General features: G+C 43.2%; 17 protein-coding genes. 7 read left to right on the top strand and 10 right to left on the bottom strand.

The annotated features are described in order from the left end of the window. Positions 1–5: 5 nt before the first annotated feature. Positions 6–755: an NAD-dependent protein deacylase gene (locus tag MM817_RS02590; RefSeq protein ID WP_241711868.1), complete on the bottom strand. Its 750-nt coding sequence runs from the start codon at positions 753–755 to the stop codon at positions 6–8. 42 nt (positions 756–797) lie between these two features. Then, the gene (locus tag MM817_RS02595; protein WP_241711869.1) at positions 798–3,206 is read right to left on the bottom strand and encodes a bifunctional acetate--CoA ligase family protein/GNAT family N-acetyltransferase; all 2,409 of its coding nucleotides are present in this window, start codon (positions 3,204–3,206) and stop codon (positions 798–800) included. A 132-nt stretch (positions 3,207–3,338) separates the two neighbouring features. On the opposite strand from MM817_RS02595, the gene MM817_RS02600 reads away from it, so the two are divergent. The 7 genes from MM817_RS02600 (at position 3,339) to MM817_RS02630 (ending at position 10,035) form a co-directional block, all read left to right on the top strand. Next, positions 3,339–3,854: a phosphatidylglycerophosphatase A family protein gene (locus MM817_RS02600; protein WP_241711870.1), complete on the top strand. Its 516-nt coding sequence runs from the start codon at positions 3,339–3,341 to the stop codon at positions 3,852–3,854. A gap of 146 nt (positions 3,855–4,000) precedes the next feature. Beyond that, the gene (locus tag MM817_RS02605) at positions 4,001–4,801 is read left to right on the top strand and encodes a G1 family glutamic endopeptidase (RefSeq protein WP_241711871.1); all 801 of its coding nucleotides are present in this window, start codon (positions 4,001–4,003) and stop codon (positions 4,799–4,801) included. A gap of 198 nt (positions 4,802–4,999) precedes the next feature. After that, positions 5,000–5,416 carry a FixH family protein gene (locus MM817_RS02610; protein WP_241711872.1) on the top strand — a complete coding sequence of 139 codons (417 nt, stop codon included), beginning with the start codon at positions 5,000–5,002 and terminating at the stop codon, positions 5,414–5,416. A 46-nt stretch (positions 5,417–5,462) separates the two neighbouring features. Further along, positions 5,463–6,002: a hypothetical protein gene (locus MM817_RS02615; protein WP_241711873.1), complete on the top strand. Its 540-nt coding sequence runs from the start codon at positions 5,463–5,465 to the stop codon at positions 6,000–6,002. Positions 6,003–6,025: 23 nt separating this feature from the next. Continuing rightward, positions 6,026–6,766, top strand: coding sequence for a sulfite exporter TauE/SafE family protein (locus MM817_RS02620; protein WP_241711874.1), 741 nt, complete (start codon positions 6,026–6,028; stop codon positions 6,764–6,766). Continuing rightward, complete coding sequence (locus MM817_RS02625) at positions 6,733–9,195, top strand: heavy metal translocating P-type ATPase (RefSeq protein WP_241711875.1); 2,463 nt, start codon at positions 6,733–6,735, stop codon at positions 9,193–9,195. The genes MM817_RS02620 and MM817_RS02625 overlap by 34 nt, the downstream gene beginning before the upstream one ends. Positions 9,196–9,228: 33 nt before the next feature. Beyond that, entirely contained in the window at positions 9,229–10,035 is an 807-nt protein-coding gene (locus tag MM817_RS02630; RefSeq protein WP_241711876.1) for a cytochrome c oxidase assembly protein, read from the top strand. A 12-nt stretch (positions 10,036–10,047) separates the two neighbouring features. Here MM817_RS02630 and MM817_RS02635 read toward each other — a convergent pair whose 3' ends face one another. From MM817_RS02635 to MM817_RS02670, 8 genes are all read right to left on the bottom strand, one after another. Continuing rightward, positions 10,048–11,136: a hypothetical protein gene (locus tag MM817_RS02635; RefSeq protein ID WP_241711877.1), complete on the bottom strand. Its 1,089-nt coding sequence runs from the start codon at positions 11,134–11,136 to the stop codon at positions 10,048–10,050. Between the two features lie 15 nt (positions 11,137–11,151). Continuing rightward, positions 11,152–12,225 carry a hypothetical protein gene (locus tag MM817_RS02640; protein ID WP_241711878.1) on the bottom strand — a complete coding sequence of 358 codons (1,074 nt, stop codon included), beginning with the start codon at positions 12,223–12,225 and terminating at the stop codon, positions 11,152–11,154. A 76-nt stretch (positions 12,226–12,301) separates the two neighbouring features. Next, complete coding sequence (locus MM817_RS02645; protein ID WP_241711879.1) at positions 12,302–13,102, bottom strand: cytochrome c oxidase assembly protein; 801 nt, start codon at positions 13,100–13,102, stop codon at positions 12,302–12,304. Next, a complete protein-coding gene (locus MM817_RS02650) occupies positions 13,099–13,722 on the bottom strand; it encodes a hypothetical protein (protein ID WP_241711880.1) in 624 nt (207 codons plus the stop codon). The genes MM817_RS02645 and MM817_RS02650 overlap by 4 nt, the downstream gene beginning before the upstream one ends. Continuing rightward, the gene (locus MM817_RS02655; RefSeq protein ID WP_241711881.1) at positions 13,706–14,101 is read right to left on the bottom strand and encodes a hypothetical protein; all 396 of its coding nucleotides are present in this window, start codon (positions 14,099–14,101) and stop codon (positions 13,706–13,708) included. Before MM817_RS02655 ends, MM817_RS02650 begins: the two co-directional genes overlap by 17 nt. 96 nt (positions 14,102–14,197) lie before the next feature. Continuing rightward, positions 14,198–14,407, bottom strand: coding sequence for a hypothetical protein (locus tag MM817_RS02660; protein WP_241711882.1), 210 nt, complete (start codon positions 14,405–14,407; stop codon positions 14,198–14,200). A gap of 21 nt (positions 14,408–14,428) precedes the next feature. Beyond that, positions 14,429–15,007, bottom strand: coding sequence for a cytochrome c oxidase subunit 3 (locus tag MM817_RS02665; RefSeq protein WP_241711883.1), 579 nt, complete (start codon positions 15,005–15,007; stop codon positions 14,429–14,431). A gap of 23 nt (positions 15,008–15,030) precedes the next feature. Then, on the bottom strand, positions 15,031–16,902 hold the full coding sequence (locus tag MM817_RS02670) for a cytochrome c oxidase subunit I (RefSeq protein WP_241711884.1): 1,872 nt from the start codon (positions 16,900–16,902) through the stop codon (positions 15,031–15,033). Positions 16,903–16,906: the final 4 nt, after the last annotated feature.

Genomic DNA, 16,906 nt, shown 5'->3' on the forward strand with positions numbered 1-16,906 from the left:
GGGAATCACCTCATTTTTAGTGCTGCCGAAAGCGTTGCTCCTACTTTAGCATGAATGGTGAGATCTGCTTTCTCATCAATATATGTTTCATCCAAATTAACGACCACTAACTGATGATGTCCTTTAATGATATATTGTGGTAAACTCGCCACCGGATCTACTGTTAAAGATGTACCTAGAACCAGCAATACATCAGAACGTACAATACCGTAAAATGCCTCCTCAAATCCCTTAACCATTTGGCCAAATAAAACGACATCCGGTTCAAGTACTGCATCACACATATCGCCATTTTGTTCTACATAGTCACATCGAGGAATGGCGTTTTCGAGTATATATTGTATGCCATATCTGCGATGGCCGCGTGGACATTGTGCAAAATGAATACTACCGTGTAGCTCATGCACTTGCTTGCTCCCTGCAGCCTGATGGAGTCCATCTACGTTTTGTGTAAATATCACTACTTCTTTACCCGCTCTTTCAAGTGCCGCTAAAGACTCATGACCGATATTTGGTTTTGCTGCACGATATTGTTCATTCATAAAAACTCGCTTAAATGCCAGCCAAAATTCCTCTGGATGCCCATGCAAATATTCTTCAGTCATCATCGCAACCACATGGGGATCTTTCCACAATCCGTTTTCCGATCGAAAATCCGGTATTCCTGACTCTGTGCTCATCCCTGCTCCAGAAAGAACAGCAATACGCCGACTTTGATCCAAAATATCCCGTAACTGCTTGATTCCTTCTTCCATAAGTCACTCCCCCACACGTATCTGCTATACCAACTAGTCTATCTAAAGCGAAGGCACAGCCTGGACAAAAATCTCGAAGTCAACTAAGTATGCTTTCTCTTGATCAAATTCAATTCTTCTGCAAATCACAGAGAATATCTCCGGAGCTGATTCGATGAGCACAGAGAGCCGTAGCAAAATACCCATTAATGCACGAGCACTTACTAATTGAAGTTGAACATGACTCAATACAGCTTCTACCATCTCGCGTGCATCCAAATCTGTAAGAGGCATCATGCGCGTTCCAGATTTGATTTGTGGTACATCTTCACTGCTCAACTCATAATCGTGAAAAGCATATAAAGTAATGAGCGGTCCAAACAGCGAGTCAACTTTCATTTCAAGCCACATTGTCCGAATGTCCGTATGTTGTTTTTTTGCAGTTGCAACGCCCAGGATCGACAACAATTGTTCCGCCTGTTCACGAGGTAGCAACGCTAGTTCTGGTTGTAAATTTTGACGTACTAAACTACGTATTTGATCACTATCAATGTCTTCAAATACGGGCAAATCACCAGGCTCCGTGCGACAAAATGAAGCGTAATCAGCAACTTTTGCTAAAGCGCGTACAGCATGCTCTGGAAATGGATACACAGGAATACGAAGCGTTCCTGCACAAATATAATGCACAAAATCATCACCAGGAGTTAAAAAGTTTGCAACAATGGGCTTTACTTCATGAGTGTGACCCTGCTTTTCATAGTCCTGCTGTACCTCTTCGACCGCTTGTGCAATGGCTTTCATGACCCCTTCTTGGTCGGTGGCACTCACTGGTGTAAAGATCACCATGACAGCATCGACTGAGTCATCGCGCAATACTTGCGGCAACACATCCCGATAACTTTGTGCAAGCGCCTCGAACCCCAAGTTAATGACTGGCCCTACAAACTCCAATCCTTCACGAATAATTGTGTCCACAGTGATGACCGCACCACCTGCTGTATTGGTGACCACCGCTACCCGTCTTCCGCGCGGTAAAGGTGCATAGCTGAGGATGGCTGCTGCATCAAATAGTTCTAGTAAAGTATTCACTCGAATAATTCCTGCTTGCCGAAACAGAGCATCCACAGCCGTATCAGGCGCTGCAAGCGTGCTTTGGCGCGTCTTAGAAAGTGAAAATGCACTGGCGGTACGTGCACTCTTTACCACAATGATCGGTTTTTGACGTGCAATGCGCCGCGTGATGCTCCAAAACTTGCGAGGATTGCCAAATGACTCTAGGTAAAGAACAATAATTTTTGTAGCTGCATCATCTTCCCAATACTGCAGTAAATCATTACCTGACACATCTACACGATTGCCAAGACTTACAAAGCTAGACACCCCTACGCCAATGCGACTAGCGTACTCCAGCACGGCAATCCCTAGTGCACCTGAATGACTTGCGATAGCAATGCTTCCGCTAATCGGAAGTACGGGCGAAAAGCTAGCATTCATATGCACCTCTTCAGTCAAATGCAATAATCCCAAACTACTTGGTCCTATCATTCGCCTACCCGCACCGCGAATCTTGCGAAAGATCTCTTTCTCAAGCATGCTACCTTCTGGATCGCGATCGGAAAAACCGGATGCCACGATAATAATGGCGCCCACTTCTGCACGTAAACAATCATCGACAACAGCGTTTACTTGTGCAGCAGGTACGGCTATCATTGCAAGGTCAACTGTCTCCGGTACCGACAATACACTTTTATACGCTCGAACCGCTGATACTGATGTTGCCGTCGGATTAACTGGATATACGGTTCCTCTATAGTCACTTTGTAAAATATTGCGCAATAATACATGGCCCAAATGAGTAGGATCTTTCGATGCTCCAATCACTGCAATGCTATTGGGTTCAAAAAATGGTTTTAATGAGGCCACAGTAGCGCGTTTATCGCGCATCGCTCGCAAGGTGCGGAGCTTTTCAGTGTGAGATAACGAAAGGTGTAAATGGATGGTATCGGATTCATATGTACTCATAAGCTCGTATCCACTTGCTCGAAAGACATTGAGCATTGGGGTATTATCTCGCAGAACATACGCTTCAAACTGTTGAATACCGTGATTCCACGCTGATTCTGCAAGATATTCAAGTAACAATGTGCCGATACCCTTTTGCTGTATCTTATCGTCGACTAAGAAAGCCACTTCCGCTGTAGTTCCTGCATCGACTCGAACATAATTGCCGATGGCGATCAGTTCTTCTCCAGCCATACAGAGCAGGCCTAGCGAGTTTGGACCGCCATCGCCAATCATAGCTGTGATGAGATCCTCGCGCACTTCTTTGACCACATGCATAAAACGAAAGTAAAGACTTTCTGCAGATACGCGTGAGCTCAAATCCCGTATAAGCACGCGATCGGCTTCCACATCTTTAGCCATTCGCAACTCAGCAACACGCCCGTCGCGAAGTATGATCGGCTGCATGTGTCATTCCTCCTACAATCGCTTTTAAGCACAACCGATAAACTGAAATTCGATAGACATGCAAACATTTCCTGCACAATTACGATACAATAAAAAGGTGCTTACACTGCATGAAGAAAGGCGGAAATGAACATGGAATCATTCGTCCCAAGTCAAACAATTCATGAGGCCACACTGAATATACTTGCAGAACGCGGTGTGTCTATCCATGCCATCGCGCAAATCACAAAGCACCTCCAAGATCCTTATATACCTAATCTCACCATTGCCATGTGTGAAGAAAGTATTCACCATGTCCTTAGCAAACGAGAAGTTCAAAATGCCATTTTGACTGGTGTAGAACTTGATATTTTAGCGGAAGAAAAACGCCTATCTACGCCTATTCAAGCGATTATTGAATCGGATGAAAGTTTGTATGGAGTGGATGAAATCCTTGCTCTCTCCATCTTAAACATCTACGGCAGTATTGGCTATACAAACTATGGCTATGTAGATAAGATTAAGTACGGAATCTTAGCCGATCTTAATGATCATTCGTCAAAACGCGTCCACACGTTCATGGATGATCTAGTGGGCGCAGTGGCAGCGGCTGCCGCAAGTAGACTTGCTCATCGCCATCGCACAGACTTAGAAGAACAACAAAGTTAATCATTTTGTCATCGATGAGACTCTCATCGATGACAATGTGTCTTTTGACATGACAATCGTGCAAACCATTCTTTCCTTGTCCCCATACGATAAGATGTCTGCACTTTAACTAAGTAAGTACAGATATCACGTTAGGAGAAGGGAGCATGATCATGCTACACAGTTTTCGCAAACCGCTTGCTGATCTACCTGTTGCCAATGCCTCAAACACAACCTACGGCTGGAGTTCTGAAAATTGGTCTGGTTATGCACTCACATCAGATACTCAAGGAACGTATACAAGCATCTCTGGTACATGGGTGGTTCCAGAAGTCAGCGTACCAGCATCTCCAAACCCGAATTCAGAAGATAACTTTTGGACTTGGATTGCTGATATTTTTGATGGAGATGGCTTAACACAATCTTCATCATCTTACTCCGCTACTTGGATTGGCATTGATGGCTTTACTAATAGCCAACTCATCCAAACTGGTACAGCACAAAATATCGTCGATGGGCAAGCCCAATACTTTGCTTGGTGGGAAATACTACCTAACCCTGAAACACAACTTAGCACATCCCAATACCCTGTATCTCCTGGCGACGAAATGCAGGCGCAGATTGCACAACAGGCAGATGGTACTTGGAGTATTATATTAACAGATATGACACAAAATTGGACCTTCACTGAAAATGGCATTGAGTACACTGGTCCGCAAACTTCTGCAGAGTGGATTGAGGAAGCTCCCGCGTTAAATGGTGCTATCACAACACTCGCCAATTATGGGTCGATATCTTTTGAATCGACGCAAACCAATAATCAAAATCCAGAATTTACGTTATATGATGCAGGTGTCATGATACAAAATGGTCAATGGATATCTACTCCTTCACAGCCGAATGCAAATGGCAATGGATTTATCATCGGTTATGGGAGTTCCATTCCACCTGCACCAACCACAAACTAATATTCATCCTCCATCATGTAAAAGAGGACGCATAGGATTAAGTTGTGGTTCAACACATGTCGAATTGCATAGAGAGATAGGATTCTCTATGCAATTCGACATGACAGCTATATAAATCTCCGCTACAATATAAAGGGTAGCGACAGATAATGAAATCGATCTGCGCATAATGATCTCTTAGAGAGGATGCGCATGTACATGAAGCGATTGCCTATGTTGTTCTTATCCCTTTTTTGCAGTATGACTATGCTTTCTGGATGCGCAACACAGCAAACACCATCAGCAACCAACACACGTACGTTGACTGCTTCTTCTGGCACACAAAAAGTATCAATGACGTTGTCTCCAGCCCATTTTCTAGCGCTTCATCCCGTTTCAATACACGTACATATTACATCAACAGATCACGCGAGCATTGTGCAATCTGTACAAGTAAAGGAAACCATGCCTGATATGAGTATGCCTGTTCCAGCCATTCAACTCACAAAAAATGCATCTGACACCTATAGTGGAACGCTTGTGTTTGTCATGACTGGACCTTGGACAATAACGCTTCACGAAAAAACAACGACAGGAAGTTTCACTATTCCTTTTCACGTCCAAGTACAATCGTGATATGTAACGATTTAACATGCATATATTCTATGGAAAAGAGCCACCTATGAAAAGTCAACCTCATGCCATGGTACCAGCCAACAGACATAGCTGGCGCTATATTTTATCTGCCGTTCTTTTTATGGCAATGGTATCACCACCTGTGAAACAATGGCTAATTTTAAGTGAAGAAGATCATCTAAGCTCCCTGCAGGCCATCGTCTATTTGATTATTTCGATTGCGGGCATGCTTCCTGGATTTTCCTTGCAACCAAAAATTCTAGAATTTGCTACAGGTTTTAGCCAAGCATTATTGCAAAATGACTCAGATGAACGCAGAGTTGCGTATTTACATCGCACAGCAGTCATCATTCTGATCATCAGTATGATTGCCAGTCTACTTTGGACTAACTCTGCACTCAATCAATTTGTTGATCTTCATCGGGGCCTTTACGTGGAGGCCAACCTACTTGTCTATATTATGGGCTTTGTCACCTCAATTGCATGGATTTTATTGTTAAAACGCTATGCGCTTTACGGTATACTTTTTACTTCAACCATGATGATGATGATGATTGCAAATTTACTTGCCAGTCATAGTTTCTAGAGATCTTAAGGAGCGAATAACGATTGAATGGTTTACCCTTATTACTTACTGCGCTTGGCATCGGTTTACTACAAGGATTTGTCCATTGTGCCGGTATGTGCGGACCTTTTGTACTCGCGTATAGTCTCTCCCTTGGGAGTGCTACTGCTGGACAAGAAAAACAATCGTTTCGCACCATTCTAATTCGCGCACACCTCCCACACAACATCGGTCGCATTCTCATGTTCACAGTACTTGGTGCCGTCTTTGGAGCCATTGGCTCATTTGTCAATGTCGCTGCCAGAACATCAGGAATCCAAGCGATCGCCGCTTTTGTGGGTGGATCGCTTATGGTACTATGGGCGATTGATGAGTGGAGAACAGGGCACGGAGCTGGATTTCTTGAGCGCTATTCGTTACTTCGCAACAAAGGGATGCAGTCTCGCTTGCGAATATGGATGGATCGACGCGATCCCCTTGGAGCCTTTCTCGCAGGAGTCCTACTTGGTTTGCATCCGTGTGGCCTTTTGTTTGCCATGCTCATCACAGCCGCTGCCACAGGATCAGCGATCAAAGGTGCCATGTTGATGCTCGTATTTGGCATAGGCACGATTCCGTCTTTGTTGACAGTCGCTACGGCTGGTTTCTACGGGCGTAAGCGTCTGCAAGGACGCCTTTTTTCAAATATCGCAGCAACTCTCATCGCTCTTAGTGGCATTTTGTTTATTTTACGAGGAATGGTGATCAACGATTGGATACCGAGCGTGAATCCATGGCTATTTTAACTTGTCATTTATGTGAGCAACCAGCCACTACACCTATTCTGGATTCAGGATATACTTTTTGTTGTCATGGGTGTAAGGAACTTTGGCATGTACTTGGCGAAGACGAATTGCAACGACTCAAAGCCACACCAGGGATTAATTGGATAGAAGCCCGTGGGTTAGAACGACCTGGTGATTTTTTTGCACAAGAAGCAACCGATGCACATACTGTCACGCTTTCCTTAGATGGCATTTGGTGTGCGTCATGCACATTACTGATCGAACATGTTGTACAACAAACACCTGGTGTATTTGCAGCTAAAGTAGACTTTTCAACAAGTACTGCACAGATCGCCTATGATCGAGAAACGGTCTCGCCTACTGCTTTGTGTGACACCATTGGAAAATTAGGGTATAACGCAACGGCCGATGATGATGGAGATGGCAATTTGCACACGGCCGATGTCATTTTATTGCGTCGCTTTAGTGTGGCTGCTCTTCTTAGCCTTGTGATGATGATGCTCAGTGTTCCCGTATGGACCGGATATCTACCGCTTTTACCACAAGGGATGCGCCTACTTCTTAGTTATTCATTGTGGATATTATCTACACCCGTTATTTTTTGGAGTGGTTGGCCTTTTTTGCGTGGAGCCTGGTCCTCTATCCGCCATTTCGTTCCAACCATGGACTTACTGATTGCCATTGGCAGTGTTTCGGCTTATGCCTACAGTGTAGTGAGTGTATTACAAAGTGGCCAATTCGTATATTTCGATACCGCAAGTCTGCTTGTGAGCTTTTTGCTATTTAGTCGGACACTCGAAGCTCAAACAAAGCGAAAAGCAAGTCAAGTGGTTTCTCTACTCGGCCGGTTAGCACCTAAAGAAGCTCGCGTAGTCAAAGATAGTCACGTTATGTTACTACCTATTGCTGATGTAATGGTTGGCGATGTCGTTCGCATTGAGACAGGTGAGACCATTCCTGTCGATGGAACAGTCATCTCAGGTCAGTCTGCAGTCGATGAATCTATGCTCACTGGCGAATCACTGTGGGTAGATAAGCACTTAAAAGATCCAGTATATGCAGGAACTACAAACCACTCTGGTCTGTTAGAAGTCGCTGTTTCACGAGTGACCGATACGCTTTTAAAGCAGACCACGGATTTTGTCCGCAATGCGGAGAATCACACATTACGCTACCAACGTCTAGCAGACCGCATTTTAAAGATTTTTGTTCCCTTTGTACTGTTCACGGCTACAGGTACTTTTGCTGTTTTAGTGTGGGGATTGCACACTTCTATGGCCACTGCATTACTTCGATCTGTCGCAGTCCTTGTGATCGGTTGTCCTTGCGCACTTAGTATAGCTACACCTCTTGCTGTCCTAGGTGGTGTTCGCCGCCTGAATGATTTTGGGATTTTGCTTAGAAAGCACGAGGCGTTTGAACGCGCCGCCACGATTGATACACTCATCGTAGACAAAACAGGGACGATGACGCTTGGCCAATTGGCTGTAAAAGCAGCCATTTTTCATCCCGATTACCCAGATGCCCTACTGTACTCACTATCTACTGAATTTTCGTCAGATCATCCGATGAGCAAAGCGATCGTACGCTATGCAAGTGATAGGGGACTTACTCCTCTACCGGTACGGGAGTTCCGTCCAATCCCTGGGTTTGGTGTCTACGCAAATGTCTGTGATCACGATGTGACGATTGGTTCTACAGTAGGTGATGCGATTGCATCACCTGAATTTGAACAGACGGTTACAGAGTGGAAACAGGCAGGATATTCCGTTTCATATGTAGTCATCGATGACATGGTGAGCGGCGCGTACGCTTTTGCAGACACCGTGCGCCCTGAAGCATACCGTGTCGTTGCACAGCTACAGCAATCGAATATTCGTGTGATCATGGCTAGTGGTGATCACCAACGGGCAGTCCAAACCATTGCAGATGAGATCGGTATCCATGAGTACTACGCTCATTTAAGCCCTACGGATAAAGCGGCTCTTGTTTTAGATATGCAAAAACAAGGTCATCAAGTAGCCTTTCTAGGCGATGGAATCAATGACGCTGCAGCCCTCGTCCAATCAACGATTGGTCTTGCTATGGGAAGTGGTGCGGATCTTGCCATTCAATCAGGTCACTTCATCCTTGCAAAGCAAGATTTAAGAGGTATCCCCAACTTACTTGATCTAGGCAAAAAGGTCACTGGAACCATCCGCTTTAATCTTGGGTGGGCTATTATCTATAACTTTATTGCCTTATGTGTTGCCGTTGCAGGTTTTGCAAGTCCTGCCATGGCGGCATTGGCCATGCTTATTTCCAGTGCTTTTGTTCTAGGTAATTCTCTACGTATTTTCGGGTGGTCTCCTTTGCGCTATGCAAGAGGGGGGCTTATCATCGCTTCTACACTTGTTGCACTCGGTGCATTATCTTGGTTTACTTTTTAGTATATCAACTGATTTAAAAAAGGAGGGATATTCATGCATTCCATTTTATTTGCTTATCTACTAGTCAGTTGGCGACCCGCCGTCTTTCTGTTTGCCATCCTTCTTGCGATCTCATACGCTGTGGTTACAGGACCCATGGGGAAAAATCTCATCGCTTCATCATCGTATAAAAAGCCAACGCACTCGGAATACGCGGCATTTATATCCCTTTTACTTGTCTTTATCATAGCCACAGGAACGCCATTAGACTTACGTGCTCAAACACAGTCATTTGTAGCTTATATTATACAAATGTTGCTCATGACTATGGTCATGCCTTGGCTACTATTACTGAGCGTACCACAGTGGCTCACAGATGCGCTTTTGTCGTTACATGGCGTACATCAATGGACAGTAAGGTCGACCAACCCTATTGTAGCTAGTTTTACATATAATCTGATTGCAACGCTCTCACTTTTACCATTTATTTTAGACCTCAATCTAGCAACCAATTGGATCCATATCGTGATTCAAACAGCCATCATGATCTCAGCTGTGTTCTTTTGGTGGCCTTTTGCTAGTAAAAGCAAAACGCTTTCTCGAATAACTGGACTTCGCGAGTTTTTTTATATCGCGTATTCCATTGTTTTCATGTTACCGATCGTCATCGTCCTTCTCCTCGTACGCTCACCCTGGTACGATGCGTTTCATTCTTCTGGCATATCTGTCGCTACAACGATAACGATTCAACAAGATGGCGCTAAACTCATGCTAATCGGTATGCTTTTTGTATTTGGCACGTTAGGTATTCGCGTTTTACGACATTTGGATCGTTCATTTTGGTACAATACGCCATCGTGACTCGGATCAATTCTATACATGATTTGCTGGTTGCCACTTACGTTTTGATTTCATGACTACTGACAGGATTAACAAAAAGACAACTGGACTGGAATTCGGATCTGTTCCAAGTCCACCTAATACCCCAAAATCTTGACCAATCACCCAAGTCAGGGCAATCCAAACCAATGTTATAGGTACGACAAAGGGGAGCTTGGATTGCCATAACCAAGCAATTCCTAATGTGCCCATCCAAATGATAAAGATGGCATTCCAAAGGACAGGATGCGCACTTAATACATGAACAATCGCGTATAATATCGCTACAAGTGAAGCTGGTTGCGGCATCTCTGCCATACTTAGCGTAGTACTGCTAAGCCCTTGCGGACTCCAAAATCCAAAAGCAGGAATCGCCTGTACGATAGCAGACCACATCCAAAGAATGGCCATGATTCTCTGCAAATATTTCAATACATACTGTTCACGCCAACGTTTTGCAGGTAATAAGAGAAATGCGGCTCCAATCATATAAAAAAGTACGGAACCCGGATCACCCGCTAACCATGTAGCGCCATTTGAAAAAACACCACCAAAATCCTCTCCAATAACCCAAACAGCCATGCCCCACAGAATAGAAAACCAAAGTGTCAAGCGAATCAATCCGCTATTTCCGCCAAAAAGTAGTAGAATACCTATACCTACTTGAATCCAAATGGCTAATATATCAAATTGCACTGGGCTCTGACTCCAAAGCACAACAAGTGGTTCAACAAGGTTATAGAGGAACGGAGGAAGCGAGGAGATACTAGGATTGACGATATTAGGTATGAATTCAGAACTCATATCTGGTTGGGCTTGTAGCAATCCATCGAGCACCCACAATAATCCAAGCCCAACTCGCAAGGTACGACGTCGATAAAAAACTTCTCGATCTAATGGATCTGTCAACTGTTCTGAGGGTATCCATCCTTCTTTAACAAGCGAACGTACCGGTTGATGTTTTCGTAACGTAATGACAAAAAAAAGAATGACAATCACAGCTATAAAAATAGGTAGTTGCCATAGCAAACTCACATAAAAATAATGAAGAATGAGTGGGCTAGGATTATTGGTCATATCCATAATCAATGACTCTCCTTACGTATCCATGGAACCTTTACTTCTAGCACTTTGAAATGCAAAAAGAAGAATCAACAGCCCAGGTATCATTCCTGTATGTACGAGATAATGCAGTCCAAGACCAAATCCTTCGATAAGCCACCATTCCACAAGTAGTAAAAGTGTTACGAGCCAGGCCCAGAGTGGATGTTGTAAAAGCTGACGAAACGCAGTCCATGCAACAAACAACCAAATGATGATGAGCACAATCATCGTCGAATCTGCATGCGAGAACAACCAGTGGTTCAGCCATACGTGGCCCGCTAAAAGGTCCCTAGCGATGGGATCGTGCCTAAACGTAATAGTCTCTATAAGAGGGGATGCTTGTTTATATAAAAATAATCCCAGTAGTTGCCACGCCGCCGCTAAGAGAAAAAATATACCTAACGTTCTCGTTCCCCAAGTATTCATATTGACTGTATCCCATAATCTTGTAGGAATTAACAAAAGAATAGAAATGACAATGATCAGTACAGACCCACCTGGAAACAAACTAATAGGCACATGTCCAGCCGCAAAAAGTTGTCCCACACCTCCACCAAAAATCCAATCGATAATTCCAAATACTAATGAAACCCACACGCCAATCTTCCCTATGAAATGTCCTCGACCTAAATATAAGGTAAGTACAATAGAGATTTGTACTAAAATCGTAATGATATTGCACGCAGTTGGATCCCAAAACCAGATTCCACTAAAAAATCGGACGAGTTGCTGCAACCACATGGGATCAAAAGAAGAAGTGGCTTTTAGATATTGCGCTTTCGTTACTACAACCATGATTGGAAGGACTTGTACCAACGTGCTAAATGTCCATAAACCAGATAAACCCAAGAAAAGGATACGTCGTTCTACGGGCATGCGAGCTGTCGACTCTACTAAAGTAGTGGAATGAGAATCTTCCTTTTCATGATCTACTGTAGGTTGATCCCGCAATATTTTCATCATTGCATTCATTACATATCCAAAAACAACTTTAATACCAACTAGACATCCAAAGGCAAACATTACTTCGCCAAGGGATAAATAATAGTTGTCTATTAGCTGACTCATCACATGCTTCCTTTCCCATCTTTAAACCATGGTCTTATCAAAATACATCTTTTCTTTCACTGCGATCACTAAACTCTTAGCGATACAGCAATGCATTGTCGTAGCGAGAATAAGCATAAACACCAAGACTAAAGAATGGAATCAACATACCGACTAACATCACAATCAAACCTAATTGTTGATCTCCTAACACGGTTGTTCCAAATACTCTAGGTACCTGCAGATAAAAACTGTAAAAAGGATACTGTGTGAACAACAATAAGATAATCAGTGGCATCAACAGGTTGCCTGCAAAGAAAATATACACTACTTGTGCTGCCGGTCTTAATCTAGCAACAAGTGGCGTTTGACTGACAATGGGCATCCATAGGAAAATAGCTATTAAAAAAAATACGAAGTGTTCAAACACATGTAGTCCTGGATGTAACAAAGTCTGATTAAATACTGGTGGAAGGTGAAATACAACAAAAACCACGTTAAATGTAAGCGCACGGATAAATGGTTTGGATACCAGTTTATACGTTTTTGTTTGAACAATCGGTTGTACGATCGGTTCCATTAACCAAGCAGGCAATCCTGATAAAAGAAGTGGTGTCATCGCGATCATTTCTAAAATATTTTGCAGCATATAATTGCTAAAAAGCAAATGATCAGCTAAATAATCAATCGGACTACCAAAAGCAAGATAAAAAATCCACATCCCTGCCAAAAAACGCGTGATTTGTCCAGGGCTCGCAGCTTGACTATGCGTAAAAAAACGTCTACCTGAACCAACGACTATCCATATATATAAAGCTTGAATAACGAGTGATTCAACCAAAACGACTGGATGCCAAAGAGTAACTATACCAAGCCCAAAAAATTGCTGGGCAGTCATCCGCTTACACCTCCATCAACTGCATTTTTATGTGAAATTGCGATAAGTTCCTGCGGAATGGCATTAGGTGAACATTGTACAAGCGTGTTGTTATCTGCTAGTGTATCGACATGTAATAATCCGTCACTTAACTGTTGATATGGAACACTGCCAGGCTTAACATCTGGTCCTCCAAATTGATCTGGATTAATGTGCTCTTTAGCTAATTGTTTCAGAAATGAAACTGTATACGCTACTGGATAGTGAGGAAAAATATTTGTGATCGAAGCAATATTGCCGTTTGTACCTAAAATTCCTTCAACAAGACCTGGATTTTGTTTATATAACCATCCTAAAATAGCAGGGCTATCTATTGTTGTTCCAGCAGTATCAGACGATAGAGAGAGGTTAAACCACGACTTTGGAACAGAAGAAAGTGGCAAATCCAAATTAGGATCACCTTCATACTTAATCACTAAAGACATTTGCCCCGTCTTAAGGTGTTCAACCCCTTGCCACGAGAGTAACTTGCGTTCGTGGATCCCTTGAGCGAGACTTGTTGTCATAGGAATAATAAGACATAGAACAAATAACACACTTGCCGCACCGATTTGAGTAGGCAAACTATTTAAAAGCTTCATCAGGTATACCCTCCGATGTATTTGCTTGTAATCCCATATAAATCTGGTCATCATGCATACCAATCTGTGTAATCACAAGTAAGATGAGCCCTGCAAATAAGAATGTACCAGGAATCTCCCATACTGTTAATGCGCCAGCAACACCACCAACGATTGCAATGGTGAGTAAAGTCATTGCTATACGCGTCCCTTTCCAAATAAAAAAAACGGAGATCAAAGCAAGAGAAGAACAGGCAACTGTCACCCAATCCATCCATACTGCAGAACGTATTTGAGGAAAATAAAAATCACCATTATACTTTGCACCCGTTTCTGCTAATGCAACTAAAAATCCGATCACCACTCCAAAAAGAGTCAGGATCATTGAAGTAATCCGCACATGAATCCCCCCCTATATAACAAATGGGAGCAGGCGGTTCAATCCTGGTTGCAATGCATACCTGGATTGAACCGCCACTCTCACACTTTTATTATGCTATCTACCTTTTTTTGAAGGTATCGTAGCATCTAATGAATCTTCTTGTTCGCGAATATGATCAATTCGCGTGGCCCATCGGATAAGCAGTAAAACAAGAGTCGTCATTACTACTGCCTGAAAAATCCAAAACACAATGTCCCACCACAGTGGCATACCCTCACTGTAAGGAATCTTGATTGGAAGTGTCGGCCAAAAGTTATTTCCCATATCTTACGCCTCCTCTTCAACCTACAGGAAGTACAAATCAATATACATTGCAAGCCATGTAATAACGGTGAAAATCCAAAACCAAGAAACCATCTCGTAACCTAACTGGTTTTCTTCCGTAATTCCAATGCGCTTTATACGTTCACGTCCAGCATATAAAACGAGTAAGCCGATTAACCCCATCACCATCGAGAGACCAATCGTAGCAAGAAATGTTTCGCCATAGTGAGACATCGGATTCATCGGATGATACCATAATTCGTACACCTGCATAAGTGTGCCAATCCCACCGAATAACAACGTTGCATCCGTCAGACGCTTGTAGCCTAATGCGTCGCCATTTTTAACACGACGAGCGGCGCCTACAGCGGTTAGTAGACTGATAATAAGCAAAGCTGTTTCAATGCCGCCTGTCATTTGATCAAGTGCAGGCGGGACAAAGCCACCTATCATAATGTACCGCACATTAATCATCATGAAGTAAGGAACACTCATGCTAAACAAAAAGATTGCAAACGCAGATCGCATCTTACGATGCTCGATAATCTTGTCTATATTAGATAACGTCTGCGGTGTAGCTGATGCGGTTTTTGCCGCCATAAAATCACCTCCATCTCGTTTGGTTACATGGATACGGGACCGGGCGTCGTAGGAACCGTAAACGTTTCATCATTGTCGTCGTAATCATAAAATGATCCAGTAACGACAGGTTCTGCTGCAAACGATTCTTCATTCGGAGGTGAAGCAGTTTGCCATTCTAACGTCTTTGACTGCCAAGGATTTTCCTGTACTTTCTTACCTGATTTCATTGCCCAAGCAATATGAATGAGGTTAAACAGGAATCCTAGTCCCAGTATAAAGGCGAAAATTGAAATGATGATGTTCATTCCCTGCAAATATTGTGGATATACAGGCACCCAACGATTCATGCCCCGCAATCCCTGAATAAACATCAAACCAAACGCACCGTCAAATCCGATGAATACCCAAATGGCACCGAGAACACCCATTTTAGCGTTGTAAATGCGTCCTGAAAATTTAGGAAGCCAATAGTACATCGCCGCAAGCCACGTAAACACCATTCCACCAATAATCGTAAAGTGAAAGTGGGCAACGACAAAAAATGTATCGTGCAACTGTAAGTTGATCACTGGATCGGCGAGAAAAACGCCTGTTAATCCACCAATCAAAAAGTTAAACATACTCATAAGAACAAAGAGTGACGGCACAGTCATGCGAAACCGCGAACGCCAGATCGTTCCAACTACTACCATATAGGTAAACCCGGTCGGAATCGAGATCATTTCTGTAAAGAAGGAGAACGGCAACATTTCAGTAAGCCGCATATTCGTAAACATGTGGTGAGCCCATACAAAACCACTAAGCATCATGACGAAAATGAGTCCAATAATACCCCATTCTCGAGCAAACAATGGTTTGCGTGACATCACTGGCATGATCTCCATCCAGATAGCAAAAGCGGGAACAACGATAATATATACTTCGGGATGTCCAAACAACCAGAATAACTCTAGATAGGTTAGCGGACTCCCTACTGCAGTAAAGAAAGGAAGAGGTACAACGCGGTCTAGTAAACCTAGTACAAAGGTAATTTCAATCTCTGGAAGCCAAATGATGTTTAAAAGGCTAACAGCTAAAATACCCCACGCATACATTGGTAAGCGATTCCACGTAAGACCCTTTGCACGTTTGAATAAGATCGTCGTAGTCAAATTTAAAGAGACCATGAGCGATGATAATGTAAGAGCTAAAACACCTAGATAATAAAACAAGATACCGTTTGGATCATTTTGACCGAGTGGTTCGTATCCCCGCCAACCAGTTGTCCATTGTCCAAGTAACGGACTTAAAACAACAGTCATAATACCCACCGGTACAAGCCATACACTCAATGCTGACATCCGTGGGAACGCTGACGAATTAGAACCGATCATCATAGGAATCAAGTAGTTACCAAGACCACCCACAAGAGCTACTGTTCCAACTGAAAACATCATGATTGTTCCGTGAATGCCTACAGTCTCAAGATATTGTCCAGGATAGGAGAAGAACCACATATGGTCTCCCATCAACTGAATTCTCATCAACATCGCTGCTAATCCAGCGATAAAGAATCCACCAGTCGAAGACACAAGATATTGAATGCCAATGACCTTATGATTCGTATTGTACGCAAAATATTTGCGCCAACCTTTAACAACTACATTGGGAACTTCAAAACCGAAAGCCGGTAACAAAACGTTTTCCAATCCACCAATTCCGAGTAGCCAACCAACTAACGCAGCAGTCCAGCCCAGTACAACAGATGGTTGCGTGATAAATGGCGTACCGTACTGAGGATCAATCACATATGCAACGAGACAATTAACGAACAGAAATGCAAGACCTGCCCACAATAAACCGCGAATGACAGGTGGCATTATCTGTTTTTTTCGAAGTGGTAGGGGCGCATCGCCAATCCTTGCCACACTCATGCGC

The sequence above is a fragment of the Sulfoacidibacillus ferrooxidans genome (assembly GCF_022606465.1).
Lineage (GTDB): Bacteria > Bacillota > Bacilli > Alicyclobacillales > SLC66 > Sulfoacidibacillus > Sulfoacidibacillus ferrooxidans.

Excerpts from the sequence above, each read along its gene's own strand:
- MM817_RS02590 (WP_241711868.1), bottom strand. The coding sequence starts at position 755 with ATGGAAGAAGGAATCAAGCAGTTACGGGATATTTTGGATCAAAGTCGG.
- MM817_RS02595 (WP_241711869.1), bottom strand. The coding sequence starts at position 3,206 with ATGCAGCCGATCATACTTCGCGACGGGCGTGTTGCTGAGTTGCGAATG.
- MM817_RS02600 (WP_241711870.1), top strand. The coding sequence starts at position 3,339 with ATGGAATCATTCGTCCCAAGTCAAACAATTCATGAGGCCACACTGAAT.
- MM817_RS02605 (WP_241711871.1), top strand. The coding sequence starts at position 4,001 with ATGATCATGCTACACAGTTTTCGCAAACCGCTTGCTGATCTACCTGTT.
- MM817_RS02610 (WP_241711872.1), top strand. The coding sequence starts at position 5,000 with ATGAAGCGATTGCCTATGTTGTTCTTATCCCTTTTTTGCAGTATGACT.
- MM817_RS02615 (WP_241711873.1), top strand. The coding sequence starts at position 5,463 with ATGAAAAGTCAACCTCATGCCATGGTACCAGCCAACAGACATAGCTGG.
- MM817_RS02630 (WP_241711876.1), top strand. The coding sequence starts at position 9,229 with ATGCATTCCATTTTATTTGCTTATCTACTAGTCAGTTGGCGACCCGCC.
- MM817_RS02635 (WP_241711877.1), bottom strand. The coding sequence starts at position 11,136 with ATGGATATGACCAATAATCCTAGCCCACTCATTCTTCATTATTTTTAT.
- MM817_RS02640 (WP_241711878.1), bottom strand. The coding sequence starts at position 12,225 with ATGAGTCAGCTAATAGACAACTATTATTTATCCCTTGGCGAAGTAATG.
- MM817_RS02645 (WP_241711879.1), bottom strand. The coding sequence starts at position 13,102 with ATGACTGCCCAGCAATTTTTTGGGCTTGGTATAGTTACTCTTTGGCAT.
- MM817_RS02650 (WP_241711880.1), bottom strand. The coding sequence starts at position 13,722 with ATGAAGCTTTTAAATAGTTTGCCTACTCAAATCGGTGCGGCAAGTGTG.
- MM817_RS02660 (WP_241711882.1), bottom strand. The coding sequence starts at position 14,407 with ATGGGAAATAACTTTTGGCCGACACTTCCAATCAAGATTCCTTACAGT.
- MM817_RS02665 (WP_241711883.1), bottom strand. The coding sequence starts at position 15,007 with ATGGCGGCAAAAACCGCATCAGCTACACCGCAGACGTTATCTAATATA.
- MM817_RS02670 (WP_241711884.1), bottom strand. The coding sequence starts at position 16,902 with ATGAGTGTGGCAAGGATTGGCGATGCGCCCCTACCACTTCGAAAAAAA.